Annotated in this window: 21 protein-coding genes and 1 pseudogene; 12 read left to right on the top strand and 10 right to left on the bottom strand. The window is 71.3% G+C overall.

Translation table 11 applies throughout. The features are described from left to right. The first annotated feature begins 34 nt into the window (after positions 1-34). The 6 genes and pseudogenes from Phou_RS14855 to Phou_RS14835 form a co-directional block, all read left to right on the top strand. On the top strand, positions 35-1,588 hold the full coding sequence (locus Phou_RS14855; RefSeq protein WP_246273563.1) for a serine/threonine protein kinase: 1,554 nt from the start codon (positions 35-37) through the stop codon (positions 1,586-1,588). Positions 1,589-1,642: 54 nt separating this feature from the next. Beyond that, positions 1,643-2,806: an ABC transporter transmembrane domain-containing protein gene (locus tag Phou_RS14850; RefSeq protein ID WP_308784452.1), complete on the top strand. Its 1,164-nt coding sequence runs from the start codon at positions 1,643-1,645 to the stop codon at positions 2,804-2,806. After that, on the top strand, positions 2,692-3,369 hold the full coding sequence (locus Phou_RS54970) for an ATP-binding cassette domain-containing protein (protein ID WP_308784451.1): 678 nt from the start codon (positions 2,692-2,694) through the stop codon (positions 3,367-3,369). The genes Phou_RS14850 and Phou_RS54970 overlap by 115 nt, the downstream gene beginning before the upstream one ends. Continuing rightward, the gene (locus Phou_RS14845; protein ID WP_173056586.1) at positions 3,366-5,105 is read left to right on the top strand and encodes an ABC transporter ATP-binding protein; all 1,740 of its coding nucleotides are present in this window, start codon (positions 3,366-3,368) and stop codon (positions 5,103-5,105) included. Before Phou_RS54970 ends, Phou_RS14845 begins: the two co-directional genes overlap by 4 nt. Positions 5,106-5,150: 45 nt before the next feature. After that, positions 5,151-5,726: a winged helix-turn-helix domain-containing protein gene (locus tag Phou_RS14840; protein ID WP_173056585.1), complete on the top strand. Its 576-nt coding sequence runs from the start codon at positions 5,151-5,153 to the stop codon at positions 5,724-5,726. Beyond that, positions 5,723-6,874: pseudogene (locus tag Phou_RS14835) on the top strand (MFS transporter); the annotation flags it as partial. The gene Phou_RS14840 and the pseudogene Phou_RS14835, both read left to right, overlap by 4 nt. Positions 6,875-6,910: 36 nt before the next feature. Here the strand turns inward: Phou_RS14835 and Phou_RS52655 are convergent. The 8 genes from Phou_RS52655 to Phou_RS14795 form a co-directional block, all read right to left on the bottom strand. Continuing rightward, positions 6,911-7,255, bottom strand: coding sequence for a DUF1707 SHOCT-like domain-containing protein (locus Phou_RS52655; RefSeq protein WP_246273562.1), 345 nt, complete (start codon positions 7,253-7,255; stop codon positions 6,911-6,913). Between the two features lie 363 nt (positions 7,256-7,618). Further along, complete coding sequence (locus Phou_RS14825) at positions 7,619-8,803, bottom strand: ROK family transcriptional regulator (protein WP_173056583.1); 1,185 nt, start codon at positions 8,801-8,803, stop codon at positions 7,619-7,621. 32 nt (positions 8,804-8,835) lie between these two features. Beyond that, positions 8,836-10,095: a sugar ABC transporter permease gene (locus Phou_RS14820; protein ID WP_173056582.1), complete on the bottom strand. Its 1,260-nt coding sequence runs from the start codon at positions 10,093-10,095 to the stop codon at positions 8,836-8,838. Further along, positions 10,092-10,895, bottom strand: a complete 804-nt coding sequence (locus Phou_RS14815) for an ATP-binding cassette domain-containing protein (protein WP_173056581.1) — start codon at positions 10,893-10,895, stop codon at positions 10,092-10,094. The genes Phou_RS14820 and Phou_RS14815 overlap by 4 nt, the downstream gene beginning before the upstream one ends. Before the next feature lie 375 nt (positions 10,896-11,270). Continuing rightward, positions 11,271-12,377 (bottom strand): sugar ABC transporter substrate-binding protein, encoded by a 1,107-nt coding sequence (locus Phou_RS14810; protein WP_173056580.1) that lies wholly within the window; start codon positions 12,375-12,377, stop codon positions 11,271-11,273. Between the two features lie 261 nt (positions 12,378-12,638). Further along, on the bottom strand, positions 12,639-13,115 hold the full coding sequence (gene ybaK / locus Phou_RS14805; RefSeq protein WP_173056579.1) for a Cys-tRNA(Pro) deacylase: 477 nt from the start codon (positions 13,113-13,115) through the stop codon (positions 12,639-12,641). 11 nt (positions 13,116-13,126) lie between these two features. Then, positions 13,127-14,290 (bottom strand): THUMP-like domain-containing protein, encoded by a 1,164-nt coding sequence (locus tag Phou_RS14800; RefSeq protein ID WP_173056578.1) that lies wholly within the window; start codon positions 14,288-14,290, stop codon positions 13,127-13,129. A 27-nt stretch (positions 14,291-14,317) separates the two neighbouring features. Then, positions 14,318-14,506, bottom strand: a complete 189-nt coding sequence (locus tag Phou_RS14795; RefSeq protein WP_173056577.1) for a DUF1918 domain-containing protein — start codon at positions 14,504-14,506, stop codon at positions 14,318-14,320. Between the two features lie 282 nt (positions 14,507-14,788). On the opposite strand from Phou_RS14795, the gene groES reads away from it, so the two are divergent. From groES to Phou_RS14780, 3 genes are all read left to right on the top strand, one after another. Then, a complete protein-coding gene (groES, locus tag Phou_RS14790) occupies positions 14,789-15,097 on the top strand; it encodes a co-chaperone GroES (protein WP_498070960.1) in 309 nt (102 codons plus the stop codon). A 134-nt stretch (positions 15,098-15,231) separates the two neighbouring features. Continuing rightward, a complete protein-coding gene (groL, locus tag Phou_RS14785; RefSeq protein ID WP_173056576.1) occupies positions 15,232-16,890 on the top strand; it encodes a chaperonin GroEL in 1,659 nt (552 codons plus the stop codon). Positions 16,891-16,999: 109 nt separating this feature from the next. After that, a complete protein-coding gene (locus Phou_RS14780) occupies positions 17,000-18,502 on the top strand; it encodes a sulfite oxidase (RefSeq protein ID WP_173056575.1) in 1,503 nt (500 codons plus the stop codon). Here Phou_RS14780 and Phou_RS14775 read toward each other — a convergent pair. Then, entirely contained in the window at positions 18,465-18,866 is a 402-nt protein-coding gene (locus Phou_RS14775) for a WhiB family transcriptional regulator (protein WP_173056574.1), read from the bottom strand. The genes Phou_RS14780 and Phou_RS14775 overlap by 38 nt on opposite strands. Before the next feature lie 170 nt (positions 18,867-19,036). Here Phou_RS14775 and Phou_RS14770 point away from each other — a divergent pair, with 170 nt between their 5' ends. Next, the gene (locus Phou_RS14770; RefSeq protein ID WP_246273561.1) at positions 19,037-19,906 is read left to right on the top strand and encodes a response regulator transcription factor; all 870 of its coding nucleotides are present in this window, start codon (positions 19,037-19,039) and stop codon (positions 19,904-19,906) included. A 22-nt stretch (positions 19,907-19,928) separates the two neighbouring features. Here the strand turns inward: Phou_RS14770 and Phou_RS14765 are convergent, their stop codons facing one another. Beyond that, a complete protein-coding gene (locus Phou_RS14765; RefSeq protein ID WP_218579028.1) occupies positions 19,929-20,330 on the bottom strand; it encodes a DUF5319 domain-containing protein in 402 nt (133 codons plus the stop codon). A gap of 139 nt (positions 20,331-20,469) precedes the next feature. Between Phou_RS14765 and guaB the strand changes: the two genes are divergently transcribed. After that, positions 20,470-21,966, top strand: coding sequence for an IMP dehydrogenase (gene guaB, locus Phou_RS14760; protein WP_246273560.1), 1,497 nt, complete (start codon positions 20,470-20,472; stop codon positions 21,964-21,966). Positions 21,967-21,975: 9 nt separating this feature from the next. Continuing rightward, positions 21,976-23,097 (top strand): GuaB3 family IMP dehydrogenase-related protein, encoded by a 1,122-nt coding sequence (locus Phou_RS14755; RefSeq protein WP_173056572.1) that lies wholly within the window; start codon positions 21,976-21,978, stop codon positions 23,095-23,097. The last annotated feature ends 24 nt before the right edge of the window (positions 23,098-23,121 follow it).

Below are 23,121 nucleotides of genomic sequence, written 5' to 3'. Positions count from 1 at the left end.
CCAGCGAAGTCACCATTGCGCTGCGTGCAAATAGATGACTTATCGCCAGGTTGGTTGCACAGTGATACGAACATACGGTCCCGGGGGCTGGGTTGGTGGCCATGACGGTCACAATCCTGCAGGCCAATGGTCATATTGGGGGACGGTGTTCGTGACTAGAACGGTGGGAGGCCGTTACCGGCTGTATGAGTTCCTGGCGGGTGGGGATACCGGCGAGGTGTGGCAGGCGCTCGATCTCGGCACTGACCGTACCGTTGCGGTAAAGCTTCTATATCCCGATCTCGCCGCGGACCCGCGGCTGGTTGACCGGTTTGTACGTGCACGTGGCCAGCTCACCATGTTGTGGCATCCGAGCATCGCGCGGCTGCTCGACATCGTGGTGGAGGAGGGGACGCTGGCCCTCGTGTCAGACCTTGTGCCCGGGGTCGACCTGGGCCGGCGGCTCGCGCGGGAGGGGCCGCTCGACGCCGGCAGCGCGTCCGCGGTGGGGGCCGCGGTGGCCGACGCGCTGAGCGCCGCGCATCAGTTCGGCGTCGTTCACGGCGACGTCAAACCGTCCAATGTGGTGGTTCCGGCGCGGGGGGAGGGCGCGGCGCGCCTCACCGACTTCTCCGTGATGCTTCTGGTACGCGCGGGGCGCCGCTACCCCGAGCCCTTCGAGCGGCTCAGGTACCGCGCTCCGGAAGTGACCGACGGCGCTGTCCCGGTGCCGCCGAGCGACGTGTACGCGTTCGGCGCGATGCTCGCCGAGATGCTGCCCGGCGACTCGCCGGCGCGGCTGCGGATGATCGCCGACGAGTGCGTGCGGGCCGACCCGGGCGCGCGCCCCTCGGCCGCCGAAATCAGCCACGAGCTGGGGATGCTGGCCACCCGCCTGGAGTCGGCGCCGGTGGCCGCTGCCCCGCCGGCCCGCGCGGCGATCGGCGACGGACCGCCCCGCGCCCGCGCGCGTGGCGGGCCGAGGGGGCGCGGCCCCGCCTGGCTGTTCGGCAGTCCGACGCGCCTGGCGATCGCGTTCGGCGTGGCGGTGTTGCTGGTGCTCGGCGCGTTCGCGGTGACCCGACCGTGGGAGCCCGCGAGCGACCAGGGCGGCGGCGCCACGCGCACACCGAGTGAGTCGACCGGTGGCGCCGCCTCGGCGACCCGCACGTCCAAGGCGCCAGCCCTTCCGGCGGCGGCCGGCGCGCACTCGAGGGAGGGTGGGGCGGCGTTCGTGAGGTACTGGTTCTCGCTGGTCAACCACGCCCAGGGGACCGGCGACACGGAGCCGTTGCGGGCGGTGGCCGGCCCGGGCTGCCGGGAATGCGAGCAGGTGGTGAAGCTCATCGACACCGCGTACGGCGACGGCGGCTCGATGCGCGGCGGCGTGTACGTGGTGCGGAACGTCGCCACCAACGGGCTCTTCACGCTCGACGCCCCGATCTACGAGGCGACGCTCGACCGCAGCCCGCGCGCGACGCTCGACCGCACCGGCGTGGAGCGGGAAAGCCTCGCCGGACTGACCGTCGCCAACTGCATGGTCAGCCTCGACTGGACCAGCGACCGGTGGCGGGTGGTGGGCGTGCCGACCGCCGGCTGCCTCGCCTGAGCAGCAAAAATCGGTGGCGTTGAAGGGATTTGATCTCGTAACTTCTTCGTTACTATGCGCTCCTTACCGGTCGCCGATCCCGGCGTGCCCGATCACCGGTCAGCCACCCGATATCTGTGGTGGCTGGCCGTGCGTACGTGGCCGTCGATGCTGGGCGGCATCGCCTGGGGGATCGTGTGGATGGTCAGCCAGGCGCTGATGCCGGCCGTGATCGGCAAGGCGGTCGACGCCGGACTCGCCGACCGCGACCGCGGTGCGCTGCTGGCCTGGGGCACTGTCCTACTTGGACTCGGCCTGCTGCAGGCGGTGACCGGCATCATCCGGCACCGCCTCGCGTTGTTCAACTGGCTCTCCGGGGCGTACCGGACGATCCAGCTCACCGTCGTCCAGGCCAACCGGCTCGGCGCCGCGCTGCCCAAGCGGCTGGCGACCGGCGAGGTGGTCAGCATCGGCACCGCGGACATCAGCCACATCGGCAACGCGCTCGACGTGACCGCTCGCGGCGCCGGCTCGGTGGCCGCGATCATCACGATCGCCGCGATCCTCTTCAACGTCTCGGTGCCGCTCGGCCTCGTGGTCATCGTGGGCGTGCCGCTGCTGATGGTGCTCGTCGGCGGGCTGATCCGGCCGCTGCACCGCCGCCAGCAGGCCTACCGCGACCAGCAGGGCAAGCTCACCACCCGGGCCGGCGACATCGTCACCGGACTGCGGGTGTTGCGCGGCGTCGGCGGCGAGGCGACGTTCGCGGCGCGCTACCGCGCCGAGTCGCAGTCGCTGCGATCCGCGGGGGTACGCGTGGCGCGGGTCGAGTCCGTCCTGGAGGCGGCGCAGGTGTTCGTGCCGGGCGCGTTCGTGGTGCTGGTCGTGTGGCTGGGCGCCCGCTTCGCGCTGCGTGGCGAGATCACGCCCGGCCAACTCGTGTCGTTCTACGGGTACGCGTCGTTCCTGATCGCGCCGCTGCGGACGATCACCGAGACGATCGACAAGATCACTCGGGGCATGTCGCCGCGCGGCGGGTGGTGGCGATGCTCTCGCTGCGGCGCGACCTTGCCGAGCCGGCCAGTCCCGTGCGCCCGCCCGACGGCGAGGGCGACCTTGTCGACGTGGCGTCCGGCGTGGTCGTCCGCCCCGGCCGGCTCACCGCGATCGCCGCGAACAACCCGGAGGACTCGGCCACCATCGCCGACCGCCTCGGGCGGTACCTGGATGGCGACGTGACGCTCTCCGGCGTACCGCTGCGGGACCTGTCGCTGGCGGCGGTGCGGGAGCGGATCTTCGTGGCCGACAACGACGGACGCCTCTTCTCCGGGCCGCTCCGCGCGGAGCTGCTGGGTCCGTCCGAGGGCCCCGGCGAGGCAGGCGCGCGCGACCAGCGGATCGCCGCCGCGCTGGCCGCCGCGAGCGCGACCGACATCGTCGACGCGCTGCCGGACGGGTTGGACACGGTGGTGGCCGAGCGGGGCCGGGAGTTTTCCGGCGGGCAGCAGCAGCGGCTGCGGCTGGTGCGGGCGCTGCTGGTCGACCCGCAGGTGCTGGTGCTCGTCGAGCCGACGAGCGCGGTCGACGCGCACACCGAGGCGCGGATCGCCGCGCGGTTGGGTGCCGCGCGGGCCGGGCGGACCACAGTGGTCTGCACGACGAGCCCGCTCGTGCTGGACCGGGCCGACCACGTGGTGTTCGTCGAAGACGGGAAGGTGGTCGCCGAGGGCGGTCACCGGGAGCTGCTGGAGACCGAGCCGCGGTACGCCGCGGTCGTCACGAGAGGGGAGGAGGAGTCGTGAGTGCGGCTTTGCCGGTGGCGGACGCGCGGCAGGTGCGGCGGTACGCCCGTGCGCTCATGCGCCGCCACCCCCGGGCGCTGGCCGGCGCGATCGGGCTGCACGTGTTCGCCGCGGTGGCCGGCCTCGCCGCGCCCCGGCTCATCGGCGACCTCGTCGAGGCGATCGAGCGGGGCACCACGACCGTGACCGTCGACCGGATCGCGCTGGCCATCGCGGGGTTCGTGGTGGTGCAAGCGGTGGTAACGCGGTTTGCGCACATCGCCTCCGCGCGGCTCGGCGAGCGGGTGCTGGCCGAGCTGCGCGAGGACTTCGTCGACCGGATCCTCGCCATCCCACTGTCCACCGTGGAGCGTGCGGGCACGGGAGACCTCGTGACCCGCACCTCCCGCGACGTCGCCGCGCTCTCCCAGTCGGTGCGCTTCGCGGTGCCGGAGACGCTCATCGCGCTGGCCACCGGTGCCTTCGCGGTCGGCGCGCTGCTGCTCGTCAACCCGCTGCTCGGCCTGCCGTGCCTCATCGCGGTGCCGATCCTGTGGTTCAGCACGCGCTGGTACCTGCGCTACGCGCCGGACGGCTACCTGCGGGAGAACGCCGCGTACTCGGACATCACCGACGGCATCACCGAGACCGTGGAGGGCTCACGCACGACCGAGGCGCTGCGCAGGCAGGACCGCCGCCGGCGGCGGTCGGACGAGGACATCCGCCGGCAGTACGCCGCCGAGCGGTACACGCTGCGGCTGCGCACCGTCTGGTGGCCGCTGACCGAGGTGGCCTACGTGGCGCCGGTCGTCGCCACGCTCGTGGTGGGTGGCCTGTTCTACCTGGAGGGCTGGGTGACGCTCGGCGAGGTGACCGCCGCGACGCTGTACGTGCAGGTGCTCATCGACCCGCTCGACCGCTTCCTGTCGTGGCTGGACGAGCTGCAGGTCGGTGGCGCCTCGCTGGCCCGGATCCTCGGCGTCTCGGAGGTGCCCGAGGACCGCGCCGCTTCGGGTGTGCGGCCCGACGGTGAGGGCCTCGCCGCCCGCGACGTGCGGTACTCCTATGTGGAGGGACGCGACGTGCTGCACGGCGTCTCGCTGGCGGTGGCGCCGGGGGAGCGGCTGGCGATGGTGGGCCCGTCGGGCGCGGGCAAGAGCACGCTCGGCCGCCTGCTGGCCGGCATACACGGGCCGCGCGCCGGCTCGGTCACCGTGGGCGGGGCACCCCTTGTCGAGCTTCCACTCGACGAGCTGCGTTCGCACGTCGCGCTGGTCACCCAGGAGCACCACGTGTTCATCGGCACGCTGCGGGAAAACGTGGTGCTGGCCCGCCCGTCGGCGACCGGTGAGCAGGTACGCGCCGCGCTGGCCGCCGTCGACGCGCTCGCCTGGGCGGACGCGCTGCCCGACGGGCTGGACACGGTCGTCGGCGCGGGTGGGCATGCCCTGCCGCCGGCGCAGGCGCAGCAGCTCGCGCTCGCCCGGCTGGTCCTGGCCGACCCGCACACGCTGGTGCTCGACGAGGCCACCTCGCTGATCGACCCGCGGGCGGCCCGCAACCTGGAGCGCTCGCTGGCCGCGGTGCTGGAGGGGCGCACGGTCATCGCGATCGCGCACCGCCTCTTCTCCGCGCACGACGCCGACCGGGTGGCGGTGGTCGAGGACGGCCGGATCACCGAGCTGGGATCACACGCGGAGCTGGTGGCGGCCGGCGGATCGTACGCGGCTCTGTGGCGCAGCTGGCACGGCTCATAGACTGCCGTCTTGCAAAGGAGTCTTTGCAAGGTTACCTTTGCAAACATGTCTGGGGACAATCGCGTACGGCTCGACCCCACCTCCCTGCGCGGGGTGGCGCATCCGCTGCGGGTGCGCATCCTCGGCCTGCTGCGGCAGGACGGGCCGGCCACCTCCACCACGCTGGCTGAGCGCCTCGGGCTCTCCACCGGCGCGACCAGCTATCACCTGCGGCAGCTCGCGGCCTACGGCTTCGTGGTCGAGGAGACCGGCCGCGGGGTCGGCCGGGAGCGCTGGTGGCGAGCCGCCCACGTGGGCACGGTGCTGGAGGAGGAGACGGTGCGGCAGGCGCCGGCCGACGCGGAGACGTACCTGCGGGCGGTCGCCGCCAGCTACGCCGACGCGGTCGAGCGGTGGCTGGGGGAGAGCCAGGTGCTGCCCGAGGAGTGGCGCGCGGGCAGCACGCTCAGCGACTGGAAGCTGCGGCTCACCGCCGCCGAGGCGGCGCGGCTGCACACCGAGCTGACCGCCCTTGTCGACAGCTACCGGCAGCACTCGGAGCCCGACCCGCCCGAGGGTGCCGAGCTCGTCGCGCTGCAGGTGGAGCTGATGCCCTTCGTGCGAAGGGCGGACGACGGATGAAGCGCGGGTTTGTCGGCCTCCTCGCCGCCGAGGGTGTCTCGTTCGTAGGCACCCGGATGGCGTTCGTGGCGCTGCCGTGGTTTGTGCTGAGCACGTCCGGCAGCGCCGCCCGCACCGGCGTGGTGGCGTTCGCCGAGATGCTGCCGTACGTGCTGGTCTGCGCCTTCGGCGGCCCACTGCTCGACCGCCTCGGCCACCGCCGGGTGAGCCTGCTGGGCGACGTCGGCAGCGCCGCGGTGGTGGGCGCGATCCCGCTGCTGCACCACGGCCCCGGGCTCGACTACGCCGGCCTTGTGGCGCTCGTGACGCTGCTCGGCACGCTGCGGGGCTTCGGCGACTCGGCCAAGCGCGTGCTGCTGCCGCGGACGATCGCCGCCTCGGGCATCGTCACGACCCGCGCGACCGGCCTGCACGACGGCATGTACCGCCTCTCCACGCTCCTTGGCCCGCCCGCCGCCGGCCTGCTGGTGACCGCCTTCGACGCGACAGCGGTGCTGCTGCTCGACGCCGCCTCGTTTGCGATCGCCGCGGTCCTTGTCGCCGCGCTGGTGCCCGGCGGCGAGGCGGCGCAGCGGCGCGAGCCGTACCTGCGGGCGCTGCGAGCGGGCTGGCGCTTCATCGGCCGCGACCGGCTGGTGCTCGGCCTGGCCCTCATGATCTTCGCGACCAACCTGCTCGACCAGGCGTACTCGGCGGTCCTCGCCCCGGTCTGGGCGCGCGAGGTCGCCGGCTCCGCCACCGCGCTGGGGCTGCTCTTCGGCGCCTTCGGCGCGGGTGCGGTGGCCGGCAGCGCGGTGTTCGCGGCGCTCGCGCCGAGGCTCCCGCGGTACACGACGTTCGTGCTCGGCATGCTGATCGGCGGCGCGCCCCGCTTCTTCGCGCCGGCCCTGGCCGACCAGACCTGGGTGGTCTACGCGGTCGCGCTGGTCGCGGGCTTCGCGATCGCCGGCATCAACCCGGTGCTCTCCGCCGTGCAGTACGAGCGGGTGCCGGACGAGATGCGGGCGCGGGTGCTCGGCATCTCACTGGCCATCGCCTGGGGCGGCATCCCGATCGGCGCGCTGCTCGGCGGTTGGTCGGTGCAGTGGCTCGGCCTGACCGAGTCGTGGCTGATCTTCGGCGCGCTCTATCTGGCGGTCACGCTCGCACCCTTCGTCCTGCCGGAGTGGCGCGAGATGGACCGCTCAGCGGGTCAACGCCATGAAGACGATCAGCAGGACGAGCGCGACCCCGGCGACGGCGAAGATGACCAGCAGATCGCGCCGGCCGGTGTCCGCGGTGCCAGGCCCGGCGGCGACGGCGGCCTCCGCGGGTAGGTCACGCGTCACCGCGGCGAGCTCCCCGAGCGTTCGGGCGGCGTAGGCACTGTCGACCCGCTCCGTAAACTCGTCGAGCGTCAGCCGCCCGGCCTCGGTGTGCCGCTGAAGCGCGTCCACCACGCGGTGCCGATCCTCATCGGACGCCCGCATCTCACTCACCGCCGCCCCAACCGCCGGCCGCTCGGGTCCAGGCTCGCTGCGCGTGCTCACGGCCCTCAGGGTAAACCGGCCCCGACGAGCGCGGTGGCCGCGGCGCTCACCCTTGGAGAATCGAGCAGATGCGAGCTACCGCGATGTCCGCGGTGGTCCGGACCGTCGCTCCCGCGGCCTCACCGTCCGCGGAGGTCGGGCTTGGCCTGCGGACCTGGCAGCGGAGGTCGGGGGTTTCGGCGAGCCCTGGCGAGCCGCCGGCCGGAGCGGTGCCCGCGGGAAAGCACCCAAAGAAGACGCTCCGCTGCGCTCCACGTCTCCCCCGGGGCCCGCGCACGCGGTCCGCAGGTGACGCGGGCCGGGGCATATCCGCTGGAAATGTGGGACGCGGGCTGAGCTGGCCGCGAGCCTGATCCGGAAAGCTCAGCTGGAGAGGGGGTCGGCCAGGAGGCGTTCGAAGGCCAGCTCCGCGGCGCCGATCAGGGCGGCGTCCTCGCCGAGCTGTGGGGTGCGGAGGCGGACGTGCTCGCGGGCGGCGGTCAGCGCCATCGAGTTGAGGCGGCTGCGGACCTGGGCGGCGGCGGCCAGGTAGACGTCGCGGAGGGTGCCGCCGAAGATGACCATCTCGGGGTCGAAGATGTTGATCAGGTTGGCCAGGCCGAAGCCGAGCCAGTCGCCGACCTGACGCACCGCCGCCTGGGCGCTCGCGTCGCCGCGGGAGGCCGCGTCGACCACGGCTAACGCTGCGCCCCGGCCGCCGTCGCCGTCGCGGCCGGCGGCGTTGAGCAATGCGCGGTCGCCGATCTCGGTCTCCCAGCAGCCGCGCGAGCCGCAGCTGCACGGCCGGCCGCCGGGGAGCACCACCATGTGGCCGACCTGGCCGCCCTGCCCCGCGTAGCCGGTCAGTCTGCGGCCACCCACGATGATGCCGGCGTCGACGCCGGCATCTCGGTGCAGGTAGATGACGTTGTCGCACCCCACCGCCGCGCCTCTCGCGTGCTCGGCCAGCGCGGCCACGTCGGCGGCGTTTCCCATCACCAGCGGGCGTTCCGCGCCGAGCTCGGCGTTGAGCACCGCGCCCAGCGGCTCGGCCACGGCGGCGCTGTCGGTGCCCCCGCTCAGCCCCGCCTTGCCGTCGGCCCGGCGCATCATGCGGGAGACCGAGACGCCGCCGCCCACGTACACGGCGGTGTCCGGCACCGCCTGCTGCAGATCCTTGACAAACTCCGCCAGCAGCGGCACCGCCTCGGCCGCCGGCAGGCCGGCAGGTCGGTCGTCCGCGCGGTGGTCGAGCACCTCGCCGCCCAGCCCGACGCGGGCCGCCCGCAGCTGGTCCACCTCGATGCTGAACGCGTACGCGTACACCCGCTCCGACTCCGGCCGGACGACCAGCGAAGGTCGCCCGGCCCGGCCGGTCTCCCGGGGCGCCGCCTCCGTGACCAGGCCCGCACCGGCCAGGTCGGCGGTCAGCGCCCCGATCGTGCTGCGGTTGAGCCCCAGCTCAGAGGTGAGCTCGGCACGCGAGGTCGGGCCGTGGATGTGCACGTACCGAAGGAGCGCACCGAGGTTTTGCCGGCGCACCTCCTCCTGGCTTGGTCCCGTGCGCATCCGTTGCCCAGCCTCCCCGATTACGAACGGCGTTACCTGATGCCAGTTGCCGAGGCGCGCCTTCGGGAGAGGGCGTCCACGCCGGCCGCGAGCAGCAGTACCGAACCCGTGAAGACGAACTTCTGCCCGGAGCTGAGCTCCATGAGGCCCATGCCATTGTCGATCACGGCGATCACGGCGCCGCCGAGGACCGCGTCGGCCACGCGACCCTTGCCACCGAAGAGGCTCGTGCCGCCGATGACCGCCGCGCCGACCGCGTAGAGCAGGACGTTGCTGCCGCCGGTGTTCGGGTCGACCGAGCGCCCCTTGCTGGCCAGGATGATGCCGCCGATCGCCGCCATGAACGAGCAGATCACGAAGACCGAGATGCGGATCCGGTCGACGTTGATGCCGGCCCGGCGGGCGGCTTCCTTGTTGCCGCCGACCGCGTAGATGTGCCGGCCGTACGAGGTGCGCCGCAGGACGAACGTCCAGACGACCAGCAGGATGCCGATGATCGGCACCACGATCGGCACGCCCTTGAGTGAGTTGATCAAGGGGTTGATGCTGCGTTCGAGGTTGAGGACGTACACCGAGCCGCCGAGGACCAGCACGAGACCGACGACGCGGGCGATCGGTATCGCGATCGGCTCGACCACCAGGCCGCGCGCCTGGCGCCGCTGGTGGCTCAGCAGCTGGACCGCCGCGTAACCGCCGCCGGCCAGCACCACGAGGACCCAGCCCAGCCACGGCGGCAGGTTGTTGTTTTCGATGGCCACGATCACGTCGTCGCCGATCGAGATGTTGGTGCCGCCCTTGATGAGCAGCAGCACGGTGCCCTGGAACGCGAGGAAGCCGGCCAGCGTCACCACGAACGACGGTATGCCGACCTTCGCCACCAGGAACCCGAGCACCAGACCGATCACCACGCCGGTGGCGAGGGCGGCGAGGACCGCGACGTACCACGGGTAGCCGTGCACGGCGACCACCTGCGCCAGCACGGCGGCGCAGACGCCGGCCGCGAAGCCCGCCGAGAGGTCGATCTCGCCGAGCAGCAGCACGAAGACAAGGCCCATGGCGATGACCGCGACACCCGCACCCTGGGTGAAGAGGTTGGCGAAGTTGAGCTCCGTGAAGAACGCCGGCCGCATGACGCCGAAGAACGTGCAGAGCACGATCAGGCCGAGCACGGCCGGCAGCGCGCCGAGGTCACCGCCTCGGATGCGGGCGACATAGTCCGAGACGGTGCTGGCCACCGTCGGCTTCGGCGTTACGGCCGCCGGCTCGATGTGGTGCGCCGTGGTCGTACTCATTGCTGCGCTCCCGGAATGGTCGGTTCGACGAGCTCGGCGCCGTTTTCCGCCGGGGGCAGGCCGAGGTTGCCACTGCGTCCAGCGGTGATCAGCTCGACCACCTGTGCGTGGGTCACGTCGGTCGTGCGGACCTGCGCGACCATCCGGCCCAGGAAGAGGGCCGCGATGTTGTCCGAGACCGCGAAGACGTCGTTCATGTTGTGAGAGATGAGGACCACGGCGAGGCCGTTGTCGGCCAGCCGGCGGACCAGCTCGAGCACCTGGGCGGTCTGCGCCACGCCGAGCGCGGCGGTCGGCTCGTCCAGGATGACCAGCTTGCTGTTCCAGAGCACGGCCTTGGCGATCGCCACCGTCTGCCGCTGGCCACCGGAGAGGCTGGCGACGTGCTGGCGGAGCGACTTCACGGTGCGCACGGACAGACCGGCGAGGGTCTCGGCGGCCATCTGCTCCATCGTCGGCTCGTCCAGCACCAGGCCGGAGCGCTTCTCCCGGCCGAGGAACATGTTTTGGACGATGTCGAGGTTGTCGCAGAGCGCCAGGTCCTGGTAAACCACCTCGATGCCGAGCGCGGCGGCGTCCCGCGGGCCGTGGATGTTGACCGGGTTGCCCTCGAAGAGGTACTCGCCTTCGTCGCTCGTGTAGATGCCGCTGATGCACTTGACCAGCGTCGACTTGCCGGCGCCGTTGTCACCGACGAGCGCGGTGACCTCGCCGGGCGGTACTGAGAAATCCACGTCTTGCAGGACCTGTACGGGGCCGAACCGCTTCACGATCCCGCGCGCTTCCAGCAGCGGTGTCATTGTGCCTCCAGGTTCGCTCGCTCATGCGGCGCTAAAGGCGACGTCGTCTCTCGCCGCCCCGAAACCCCGATCTCGTCGGCGGGGCGGCCCAGTGAACCTCTTTCAACCTCGGCGTGGCCGCCGTCGTTGCGTTGCGGACCATGCGGTTCAGGTTGAAGAAGGTTCAGTCCAGACGCCGCCGCGCCAACCCGCTCGCTCACGGTGCCATCTCCTTAGCGTTGATACAGGGCCTGTATCTGCGGCCTCGCGCCCGACGCCGCGTGGCGGTGTCTGGGCCTGGCGCAGCCCGGCAAGGATTGGATACAGGCCCTAGGGCATACCAGCGCACGAACCATCGTTCGGCGCCGATATGCCCTAGATCGACCGTATCTCAGATCAGCTGATGCCGGCCTGCGTGCACGCCGCCGCGTAGGCGCCCGTGCACAGCTCTTCCTTGGTGACGAAGCCGTCGGCGACGACGTCCTTCACGTTCTCCTTGGTGATGGCGACCGGAGTCAGCAGCACCGACGGCACGTCGCGGCCGCCCTCGGGGTCCTTGACCGTCTGCGAGGTGGTCTTCTTCTCGCCCTTGGCCAGGCCGATGGCCAGCTCAGCGGCCGCGTCGGCCTCCTGCTTGATCGCCTTGTAGACGGTCATGCACTGGTCGCCCGCGAGGATGTTCTGCAGGCCCTGGACCGTGGCGTCCTGGCCGGTCACCGGCACCTTGCCGTTGAGCTTGTTCTTCTTGAGCACGGAGATGACCGCGTTGCCGAGGCCGTCGTTGGCGGCCAGCACGCCGTTGATCTTGCCGCCGGTCTGGGTGACCATCTGCTCGAAGATCGTGCCCGCCTGGGCGTTGTCCCAGTCCGGAACCCACTGGTCCGGACCCTGGACGTACTCGCCGGCGTCGTACTTCGGCTTGAGGACCGAGTCGTAACCCTCCTTGAAGAGGGTCGCGTTGTTGTCGGTCTGCGAACCGTTGAGCTCGGCGACGACCGGCTTCTGCGCGTTGGCGGCGGTCAGGCACTTGACCAGGCCCTCGCCCTGCAGCTTGCCGACGGCCACGTTGTCGAAGCTGACGTAGTACTCGGCGGAGCCGCCGAGCGTCAGCCGGTCGTAGTCGATGGTGGCGACACCCTGCGACTTGGCCTTGTCGAGCACGGCCTTGCCGGTGCCGGAGTCGAGGTTGACGATCATGAGGACCGTCGCGCCGTTGGTGATCATCTGGTCGGCCAGGGTCTGGAACGTGTTCTTGTCGCCCTGGGCGTTCTGGATGTCGTACTGCACCCCGGCGGCCTTGAAGGCCTCTTCGAGGTACTTGCGGTCGGCAGTCTCCCAGCGGACGGAGGACTTGCTGTCCGGAAGGATCACGCCGATCTTGGGTGTCTTGCCGCCACCGTTGTTACCGGTGCCGGAGTCACTGCCGGAGTCGTCGCCACACGCGGCGAGCGACCCTACTGCCAACAGGCTGGCGGCAGCGATGGAGAGGATCCCTTTGCGCATTGCACGGGCCCTTTCATCGAAGTGTGGGTGTGGTGGGTTTTTCGCGCGTCGAGGCGCGGTGAGCGTCGTGGGCACGTACTTTTGTTGTGCCCGGCAACGTATTGCGGCACAGAGCAATCGCACAAGACCGCCGACGCCATGAGTTTGTTGGCGGCGATAACAATTCAGCAACGCGATCGACATGTGCCCGTTCGCGGATCATGTCCGACTCGATCATCAGCCACCTTAACTCCAGTACCGGGGCAAAAGGGGCGAAATCGATCAGCTGCGGATGGCGGCGAGCGTGGCGCCCGTCAGTCGCACGAGGTCGTGCGGCGAAAGCTCCACCTGCAGGCCCCGGCGACCTGCGGAAACGTAGATCGTCCCGTGGTCGGCGGCGGTCGCGTCCACCACCGTCGGCAGGCGCTTGCGCTGTCCGAGCGGGCTGATCCCGCCCCGCACGTACCCCGTGGTCCGCTCGGCCAGCGTCCGGTCGGCGAGCACCGCCCGCTTGCCCCCGGCCGCCGCGGCGAGCGCCTTGAGGTCGAGGTCGCCGGTGACCGGCACGACCGCCACGGTCAGCGCCCCGTCGACCTCGGTGACCAGGGTCTTGAAGACCCGCTCGGCCGGCACACCCAGCGCGGCGGCCACCTCGGCGCCGTAGTTGGGCGAGTCGGGCGACACCGAGTATGGGTGCGTCGTGTGCGCGACCTTCTGCTTCGCGAGGAGCGCCGTCGCCGGAGTGCCCTGACCTGCCACGGGGACCGAGGCTATACCGGCTGGCCGATCAGGGCGGTCGGGGCGCCGGCGACGCGGGTGAGGACGAGCGTCGCGCCGGCCGGGCCGGTCAGGCGGAGGTCGCGGCGGAGCTTTTCCGGCTCCAGGGCGGAGCCGCGCTTGAGGATCTCCAGGCGGCCGACGCCTCGTTCGCGGAGGCGCGCCCTCAACCGTTTCAGCGAAAACGGCAGCACCTCTTCGATCTTGATGCAGCGGGCGTAGGGCGTGGGCGCCGGCGTGGCGGCGTACACGTACGCGATCTCCGGGTCGGCGAGGTGACCGCCGACGGTCGCGGCGAACTCGGCGACCAGATGCGCGCGGACCACCGCTCCGTCCGGGTCGTACAGGTACTCCGCCGGCGTGCCCACCGGCGCCTTGGCGTCACCGGTGCCGGTGAGCTCGGCCGACCCGACCAGCGTGGCCCGGCGCGGCACCTCCGCGAGCGGCCCGCACCAGAAGGCCGCCTCCACGACCTCACCCCGCACGCTCACCCACTCCGCCTCCGCGCCGGGTGGCACGAGCCCGTGGTCGATGCCGGGGGCCAGCTTGAGCACGGTGCGTGGCACCCGCGCGGGGAGGGCGGCGACGAAGTCCCACGGCGGGGAGTAGGCACCCGGGTCGAAGACCCGCCGCCCGCCCCGCCGCCGCGCCGGGTCGCAGAAGACCGCGTCCACATCGGATAGATCGGCCGCCGTGGCGTCACCGTGCCGCACCGTGATCCGGCCCAGCCCCAGCACCTCGGCGTTCGCGGCGGCCACCGCCGCGGTGCCCGGGTCGGCCTCCAGCGCGTACACCGTGATGCCGGAACGGGCGGCGGCTATCGCGTCGGCCCCGATGCCGCAGCCGAGATCGGCGAGCGTGCGCACGCCCGCGGCGCGTAACCGCGCGGCGCGGCGCTCGGCCACCGCGGACCGCGTCGCCTGCTCCAGCCCGGCGCGCGTGAAGAACATCCGGTCGGCGTCCGCACCGAACTTGCCGGCCGCCCGCCGCCGAAGGTCGGCCTGGGTGAGTGCGGCGGCGGCGAGGTCCGCGGGCAGGCCCGAGGAGCGGAGTGCGGCGGCCGAGGACAGCGGATCACCGCTGGCCAGCTCGGCCGCCATCGCGAGGGCTTTCACCCCTTCCGGGGTACGCAGCGCGGCGAGCTGCTCGGGATTCACCGCCTGATTGTCGGCTCCGCCCGGATGTCAGTGGTCGGTGGGCTCGACCACGCAGTCCGGGCCAGGGAAGATCAGGCTTTCGTGGCCGTCGGGGAAACGGACGAGGTAGGGCGGCTGGCCGTCCACCCCGCGGACCTCGACGATCTCGGCGATCCGGTCGCTGGTGCCGACCGAGTTGCTGTGCACGTGCAAGTGGTCACCGACTGTGGCCTGCATGTCATCGCCTCCGCGCGGATCGGGCTGCTGCGGGGTACTCCTACCGACCATGCCGCAAACCGGGCCGCCACGCCATCGGTTCGGGGCACGCTGGCACTCTCCTTGACGGAGTGCTAGCCACCGGCATAACCTGCGAGTTAGCACTCTCAAACTGAGGGTGCTAGCTCTCGGGCACGCCGGCACCCGCGACGACGGCACCGCCCGGTGGCATGAGGCAGAGCATGACCGCCGTCCGGAGTGATCCGGTCGGCTACCAGACAAGTACCCCAGGAGGGTATGCCCGTGACTACCGCGACCAAGGTTGCGATCAAGCCGCTCGAGGACCGGATTCTGGTCCAGGCGAATGAGGCTGAGACGACCACGGCGTCGGGCATCGTGATCCCCGACACCGCCAAGGAGAAGCCGCAGGAGGGCACCGTCCTCGCTGTCGGCCCCGGCCGCGTCGACGACAAGGGCAACCGGATCCCGGTTGACGTCAAGGTCGGCGACACGGTCATCTACTCGAAGTACGGTGGCACCGAGGTCAAGTACGCCGGCGAGGAGTACCTGGTGCTCTCCGCCCGCGACGTCCTCGCCGTCATCGAGAAGTGACTGGCAGATTTTCCCGCGCTACTCGTCGCTTCGCGGGCCCGCGAAGCGACGACCAGCGCCCGAAGGACTAGCACGCTGACACGCCCCGGGCCGGCTCCGCGCGGTCCGGGGCGTCCCGCTCTGAAGGGACTTACATGGCGAAGATCCTGAGTTTCTCGGACGACGCCCGGCACCAGCTTGAGCACGGCGTCAACGCGCTGGCGGACGCGGTCAAGGTCACTCTCGGCCCGCGCGGGCGCAACGTCGTGCTGGACAAGAAGTTCGGCGCTCCCACGATCACCAACGACGGCGTGACGATCGCCAAGGAGATCGAGCTTTCCAACCCGTACCAGAACCTCGGCGCGCAGCTGGTCAAGGAGGTGGCGACGAAGACCAACGACGTCGCCGGCGACGGGACCACCACCGCGACCGTGCTCGCCCAGGCGATGGTGCGTGAAGGCCTGCGCAACGTCGCCGCCGGTGCCAACCCGGCGGGCCTCAAGCGGGGCATCGACGTCGCGGCCGCGGCCGTGTCGAAGGCGCTGCTCGCCAAGGCGATCGAGGTCGCCGACAAGCAGGCCATCGCGCACGTCGCCACGATCTCGGCGCAGGACGCCACGATCGGCGACCTGATCGCCGAGGCGATGGAAAAGGTCGGCCGCGACGGTGTCATCACCGTCGAGGAGGGCTCCACCCTCGCCACCGAGCTCGAGGTCACCGAGGGCCTCCAGTTCGACAAGGGCTTCGTCTCGCCGCACTTCGTGACCGACCCGGACGCGCAGGAAGCGGTGCTCGAAGACGCGTACGTGCTGATCACGACGCAGAAGATCTCCTCGGTGGAGGAGCTGCTCCCGCTCCTGGAAAAGGTGCTCCAGGCCAACAAGCCGCTCCTGATCATCGCCGAGGACGTCGAGGGTCAGGCGCTGGCCACGCTGGTGGTCAACGCGATCCGCAAGACCTTCAAGGTCTGCGCGGTCAAGGCTCCCGGCTTCGGCGACCGCCGCAAGGCGATGCTGCAGGACATGGCGATCCTCGCCGGCGCCGGCGTGGTCGCGCCCGAGCTGGGCTACAAGCTCGACTCGGTCGGCCTCGAGGTGCTCGGCTCCGCCCGGCGCATCGTCGTCGACAAGGACAACACCACGATCATCGAGGGTGGCGGCAGCGACACCGAGGTCGCCGACCGGATCTCGCAGCTCCGCAAGGAGATCGAGGCTTCGGACTCCGACTGGGACCGGGAAAAGCTCGCCGAGCGGCTGGCCAAGCTCTCCGGCGGCATCGCGGTGATCAAGGCGGGTGGCGCGACCGAGGTCGAGCTGAAGGAGCGCAAGCACCGCATCGAGGACGCGATCTCGGCGACCAAGGCCGCGGTCGAGGAGGGCACCGTGCCGGGCGGCGGCGCCGCGCTGGTACAGGTCGCATCCTCGCTCGACGGCGGGCTTGAGTTCGCCGGAAACGAGGCCGCGGCCGACGAGCGCGTCGGCGTGTCGATCGTCCGCAAGGCGCTCGACGAGCCGCTGCGGTGGATCGCGCAGAACGCTGGACACGACGGCTACGTCGTGGTGCAGAAGGTGCGTGGCAACGACTGGGGCATCGGGCTCGACGCCTCCATCGGTGACTACGTCGACCTGGCCAAGTCCGGCATCGTCGACCCGGTCAAGGTGACCCGCAACGCGGTCACCAACGCCGCGTCGATCGCCGGCCTCCTGCTCACGACCGAAAGCCTGATCGTGGAAAAGCCGGAGAAGGCCGAGCCGCAGGGCGGTGGCCACGGCCACGGCCACGGGCACGGCCACCAGCACGGACCCGGGTTCTAGGTTTCACCTCTCCTTTTGCTGGGGGCGCTCCTTCGGGAGCGCCCCATCATTGGTTACAGGCGCCTTACGAGGCTCCACATCGCGCCGTGCGGCGCGGCAGACTTGGGCCATGCGAAAAGGCTTGCGCGGTGCGCTGGCGGGGATAGCCGCGGCCGCGGTGGCCCTCGGGCTCGCGGAGTTCGTGGCGGTGTTCACGGGCGCCCGCTCCGCTCCACTTGTGGCGGTAGGCGGGTTCGTCGTCGACCACGTGCCTGAACCGCTCAAGCAGTTTGCGATCGATACGTTCGGCACCCACGACAAGACCGCACTCCTGACCGGCACCGTGGTGCTGCTCGCCGCGTTTGCCGCGCTGATCGGCTGGCTCGCGCTCCGCAACGTCTGGTACGGCGTGGCCGGCATCGCGCTCTTCGGCGTGATCGGCGTCGCCGCCGCCTTGACCAGGCCGAACGCCGGCGTGGAGGCGGTGGTGCCGTCCCTTGTCGGCGCCACGGTCGCCGGCGTGGTCCTGTGGCGCCTGATCTCCGGTCCCGCCGAGACCGCCGATCCCGTCGATCGCCGGCGTTTTCTCACCGGCGTGGCCGTGGTGGCCGGCGCGGCCGCGGTGAGCGGCCTCGGCGGTCGCTGGCTGGCCACGCGGCGCACCGTCGCCGAGGCGCGCAGGGCAGTGAGCCTGCCGGTGGCCTCCGGCGCCGCACCGGCGGTACCCGCCGGAGCGGACCTCAACCTCGCGCAGCTCGCGCCGTACGTCACGTCGAACCGCTCCTTCTACCGCATCGACACCGCGCTCGTGCTGCCGCAGGTCGATCCGGAGACCTGGACGCTGCGGATCCACGGCCGGGTGCGCAACCCGATCACGCTCACGTTCGACCAGCTGCTGGCCCGGCCGATGGTCGAGCGGTACGTGACGCTGGCCTGCGTCTCCAACGAGGTGGGCGGCGACCTGATCGGCAACGCGCTGTGGCTCGGCGTGCCGCTGAAGGAGCTGCTCGACGAGGCCGGCCCGCTCGACGGCGCCGACCAGGTGGTGGGGCGCTCGGCGGACGGGTGGACCTGCGGTACGCCGACGGAGGTGCTCCGTGACGGACGCGACGCGCTGCTGGCCGTCGGCATGAACGGTGAGCCGCTCCCGATCCAGCACGGCTTCCCGGCGCGGATGGTCGTGCCGGGGCTGTACGGCTACGTGTCCGCGTGCAAATGGATCACGGAGCTGGAGGTGACGAGCTTCGACGACTTCGACGCGTACTGGGTGCCGCGCGGCTGGTCGGCCCAGGCGCCGATCAAGACCCAGTCCCGCATCGACACGCCGCGCTCACGCAACAACCTCACCGCCGGCCCGGTGACCGTGGCGGGTGTCGCGTGGGCGCAGCACCGCGGCATCAAGAAGGTCGAGGTACGCGTCGACGGCGGGCCGTGGCAGGAAGCCACATTGGCCCGCTCGGTTTCGGTCGACACGTGGGTGCAATGGTCGTGGCGGTGGGACGCGACGCCGGGCAAGCACCGGCTACAGGTACGCGCCACCGACTCGACCGGCGAGGTGCAGCCGGAGGAGGAGAGGCCGCCCGCGCCGGACGGTGCTACCGGGTGGCACTCGGTAAACGTTGAGGTGGGATAGCCGCCGGTACCGACTTGTGCGGCCGGCCCAGCCGGGCCTCCAGGCGCGTCACGTCGACCCAGTTGTGATGGCGGTCGGCGAGGTCCTCCCAGCCCACGGCGAGCAGCCGCAGCCGTTCGGACTCGCTGAATCCGCCCCACACGCCGTACGGCTCGCGAACCGACAGTGCGTGTGCGGCGCACTCCGCCCGCACGGGGCAGGAGTGGCAGAAGGACTTGGCCTTCGCTTCCCGGCGGTTGCGCGAAGATCCGCGCTCGCCATCCGGGTGGAAGAACTGCGCGCTGTCCCTACCCCGGCAGGCGCCCAGCCGCTGCCAGTCCCAGATGTCGGCGATGGGGCCGGGCAACCTAGCTACGTTGGACATTGACACTCCTCCCACGAGGCACTGCGGCCACGCGGAACACGAATTACCCGCGCACGCCCGTAGGGAAACCGGCGTGTCTACTGTCGGGAACTTTCAACTTCTTTCGTCCGAAAGCCCGTAATGATCAGTTGGTTCCGTGGTCTCCTCCTCAGAGGAAGAGGAGGATCACAGTGCGTACCGTCCTCGTATGTGTCCGGACACCGCTCGCGGCGCAGACCGTCGCATCCGCCGCCGCCCGCCTTGGGATGAGCGGCGTCGTGCGTACCGCCGTGTCGGAGACCGAAGCTTTACTCCGGCTGGCCGAGCGCCCCGCCGACATAATCCTCGCGGATACCGCGCTGACCAGGCGCGACAGCGTGGGCTTCACCCGGCGGGCGTTGGCCCGGGCGCCCGGGGCGGTGATCATTCTCTTCGGCGCCGAGGATCCCCGTACGGCAGCGGCCGCCATCGCCGCCGGCGCGCGCGGTGTGCTGCGTGGCGGCGGTGATCACGACCTGGTGAGCATCGTCGCCAAGGCTCTGCTGCTCTGCCTGCCCGAGCCGGCCCGACCGGCCGCCGCCCGGCCCGCGGTCTCCCGGGCCGGCGAGGCGGTCGCCGTCGCCGGCGAGCCCCCCGGAGACGCGGGGCTTCCCGCCGACCGCGCCGCAGGTGCCCCCACCAGCCGGCAGACCAACGGCCCGCTCTCCCGCACCCAGCCGCCCTCGATGGTGCCGGTGCAGCGCGGCGACCAGCTGGACGTGGGCCCAGGCGGTCCGGGCCGCCCGCCCGGCGCCAGCCCCAACACCGGCCCGAGCTGGCGGGTCGGCCCCCGCGCCGGCGACCGGCCCGAGGTCGTGGCCCGGCGTATGACGCTGACCGAGCGCGAGCTGCAGGTGCTGCGCGGCATGGCCGACGGCAAGAGCAACGCGGAGATCGGGCGGGAGCTCTTTGTCTCTGAGGACACGGTCAAGACCCACGCCCGCCGCCTGTTTCGCAAGCTGGGCGCCCGCGACCGGGCCCACGCCGTGGCCGCCGGCTTCCGCGCCGGGCTCGTCGCCTAAGACAACCTGAGGGTGCGAGGGGTCAGGCGTCCTCGTCTGACCCCTCGGACAGGGTGTCGTGCACCCCGTCCGCGTACCCCCGGGCATACTCCCAGGTCACGTAGTGATCGGGATCCGGGTCGTAGGCCGGCTCGTGCACCCTCGGACGCCCCGAGTTGAGCAGGTGGCGCAGGTTGCCCCGGAGCAGGTCCCAGTCGAAGTAGTGCGGCTCGTGGCAGTCTTCGCACTCGATCACGAGCCCGCGGATGCCGATGGGGCTCAGCAGAGCCTGGTAGATCTCGAGGTCGGCCAGGTCCTCCAGCACGTCCTGCCGCTCCGCGTCGGATAGCGGGTCGAGCTGGGGGTCCTCACCGAGGTCCTCCAGGCCCGCGGACGGGTCAGCGGGATCGCCGTTGAACGGGTCGATCGGCTCGTCGTGCTGCACCCCTCCACCGTAGTCGCAACCCTGCTCTCCGCGTGTGCCGCGCGTACTCAGTTATGACTTGGCAACCCGCAGGTCGGCGCCGATGGGCGAACCGGCCGATGGGTACGATGAACCATCGCGCCACCGAGAGGACCCAATTGTGGATAACCTGCCCGCCGCCGAGGCTGTGCCGATCGGGCTGACATTCGACGACGTCCTGCTCCAGCCCGCCGAATCGGACGTGGTGCCCGGGCAGGTCGAAACGTCGACGCGGATGACCCGCAACGTCACCGTCGCCATCCCACTGGTGTCCAGTGCCATGGACACGGTGACCGAGGCGCGGATGGCGATCGCGATGGCCCGGCAGGGCGGCGTGGGCGTGCTGCACCGCAACCTCTCGATCGAGGATCAGGCGCTCCAGGCCGACCTGGTCAAGCGCTCCGAGGCGGGCATGGTGACCAACCCGATCACCTGCAGCCCCGACGACACGCTGCGCGACGTCGACACGCTCTGCGGGCGATACCGGATCTCCGGCGTGCCGGTCACCGACACCAACGGCACGCTCGTCGGCATCGTGACCAACCGCGACATGCGCTTCGTCACCGACGGCGCGACGCCGGTGCGCGAGATCATGACCCGGATGCCGCTGGTCACCGCGCGGGTCGGGGTCTCCAAGGACGAGGCGCTGGCCCTGCTGCGCCAGCACAAGGTGGAAAAGCTGCCGATCGTCGACGAGGCGGATCGGCTGCGTGGCCTGATCACGGTCAAGGACTTCGCCAAGAGCGAGCAGTTTCCCAACGCGACAAAGGACGACGCCGGCCGGCTGCGGGTCGCCGCGGCGGTGGGCGTGGGCGACGACGCGTACAAGCGGGCCCGCACGCTCGTCGACGCGGGTGTCGACGTGCTGGTGGTCGACAGCGCGCACGGCCACAGCCGCAATGTCGTCGAGATGGTCGCCCGCCTGAAGAAGGACGTGCCCTCGGTCGACATCGTCGGTGGCAACGTGGCGACGTTCGCGGGGGCGAAGGCGCTGGTCGAGGCCGGTGCCGACGCGGTCAAGGTGGGTGTCGGCCCGGGCGCGATCTGCACCACGCGGGTCGTCGCGGGCGTCGGCGTGCCGCAGATCACCGCGATCATGGAGGCCACGCGGGCCTGCCGACCGGCCGGCGTGCCGGTGATCGGTGACGGCGGCATCCAGTACTCGGGCGATATCGCCAAGGCCCTCGTGGCCGGCGCCGACGTCGTCATGCTGGGCAGCCTTCTCGCCGGCTGCGAGGAGAGCCCCGGCGACCTGCTCTTCATCAACGGCAAGCAGTTCAAGGCATACCGGGGGATGGGGTCGCTCGGCGCGATGCAGTCGCGCGGGCAGGCCCGGTCCTACTCCAAGGACCGCTACTTCCAGGACGACGTGCTCAGCGAAGACAAGCTCGTGCCCGAGGGCGTGGAGGGTCAAGTGCCCTACCGCGGGCCGCTGTCGCAGGTCGCTCACCAGCTGATCGGCGGGCTCCGCGCCGCTATGGGGTACGTGGGGGCGCCGAGCATCCCCGAGTTGCACCGCCGCGGACAGCTCATCCGGATCACCGCGGCGGGCCTCAAGGAGAGCCACCCGCACGACATCCAGATGACCGTCGAGGCGCCCAACTACCACACGCGATAGGAGCAACCCGTGCGTGACGTGGTGGAGATCGGGTTGGGAAAGACCGCGCAGCGCGGATACCACCTCGACGATATTGCGATCGTGCCGAGCCGCCGCACGCGGGACGTCGACGACGTTTCCACGGCCTGGCAGCTCGACGCGTACCCCTTTGACATCCCGTGCGTGGCACATCCGTCGGACGCCATCATGAGCCCGGCCACGGCCGTCGGCCTGGGCCGCCTCGGCGGCCTCGGCGTGCTCAACGTCGAAGGGCTGTGGACCCGCTACGAGGACCCGACGAAGATCCTCGAAGAGCTTGCCTCGCTCGACGAGGAGGCACCGGCGACCCGCCGCCTCCAGGAGGTGTACGCGGAGCCGATCCGCCCCGAGCTGATCGCCGAGCGGGTCCGCGCGATCCGCGAGGGCGGGGTGACCGTGGCCGTGCGCGTCTCGCCGCAGCACACGCTCGCGCTCGCCCCGGTGATCCTCGACGCGGGCGTCGACATCCTGGTCATCCAGGGCACGCTGGTCTCCGCGGAGCACGTCTCCACGACGGACGAGCCGCTCAACCTCAAGGAGTTCATCGCCGACCTCGACCTGCCGGTGATCGCGGGCGGCTGCACCGACTACAAGACCGCGCTGCACCTCATGCGCACCGGCGCGGCCGGCGTGATCGTGGGTGTCGGCGCCGACGAGTGGTCCACAACGGACACTGTGCTCGGCATCCGCGTGCCGATGGCCACCGCGATCGCCGACGCGGCCGCGGCCCGCCGTGACTACCTCGACGAGACCGGCGGGCGGTACGTCCACCTGATCGCCGACGGCGACATCCAGACCTCGGGCGACATCGCCAAGGCGCTGGGCTGCGGCGCCGACGCGGTGATGCTCGGCGAGCCGCTCTCGCTGAGCGACGAGGCGCCGGGGCAGGGTGCGTGGTGGCACTCGGCCGCCAGCCACCCGAAGCTGCCGCGCGGCGCGTTCGGTGTGGCCGACGAGCAGCCGCTGGGCAGCCTCGAAAAGGTGCTGTACGGGCCGGCCGACGCGCCGGATGGGCAGCTCAACCTCTTCGGAGGCCTCAAGCGGGCGATGGCCAAGTGCGGCTACCGCGACGTCAAAGAGTTCCAGCGCGTCGGCCTCGTGCTTGATCGGTAGCGATACCCTCCTCTCCGGTCGACG

The organism is Phytohabitans houttuyneae (genome assembly GCF_011764425.1).
GTDB lineage: Bacteria > Actinomycetota > Actinomycetes > Mycobacteriales > Micromonosporaceae > Phytohabitans > Phytohabitans houttuyneae.
This window is presented reverse-complemented; position numbering and strand designations above follow the sequence as displayed.

What these genes read in the sequence shown, in the direction of transcription:
- Phou_RS14850 (WP_308784452.1), top strand. Translation starts at nt 1,643, where the DNA reads ATGCGCTCCTTACCGGTCGCCGATCCCGGCGTGCCCGATCACCGGTCA.
- Phou_RS14780 (WP_173056575.1), top strand. Translation starts at nt 17,000, where the DNA reads ATGCGAAAAGGCTTGCGCGGTGCGCTGGCGGGGATAGCCGCGGCCGCG.
- Phou_RS14855 (WP_246273563.1), top strand. Translation starts at nt 35, where the DNA reads ATGACTTATCGCCAGGTTGGTTGCACAGTGATACGAACATACGGTCCC.
- Phou_RS14825 (WP_173056583.1), bottom strand. Translation starts at nt 8,803, where the DNA reads ATGCGCACGGGACCAAGCCAGGAGGAGGTGCGCCGGCAAAACCTCGGT.
- Phou_RS14820 (WP_173056582.1), bottom strand. Translation starts at nt 10,095, where the DNA reads ATGAGTACGACCACGGCGCACCACATCGAGCCGGCGGCCGTAACGCCG.
- Phou_RS14795 (WP_173056577.1), bottom strand. Translation starts at nt 14,506, where the DNA reads ATGCAGGCCACAGTCGGTGACCACTTGCACGTGCACAGCAACTCGGTC.
- Phou_RS14815 (WP_173056581.1), bottom strand. Translation starts at nt 10,895, where the DNA reads ATGACACCGCTGCTGGAAGCGCGCGGGATCGTGAAGCGGTTCGGCCCC.
- groL (WP_173056576.1), top strand. Translation starts at nt 15,232, where the DNA reads ATGGCGAAGATCCTGAGTTTCTCGGACGACGCCCGGCACCAGCTTGAG.
- Phou_RS14775 (WP_173056574.1), bottom strand. Translation starts at nt 18,866, where the DNA reads ATGTCCAACGTAGCTAGGTTGCCCGGCCCCATCGCCGACATCTGGGAC.
- Phou_RS14810 (WP_173056580.1), bottom strand. Translation starts at nt 12,377, where the DNA reads ATGCGCAAAGGGATCCTCTCCATCGCTGCCGCCAGCCTGTTGGCAGTA.
- Phou_RS14840 (WP_173056585.1), top strand. Translation starts at nt 5,151, where the DNA reads ATGTCTGGGGACAATCGCGTACGGCTCGACCCCACCTCCCTGCGCGGG.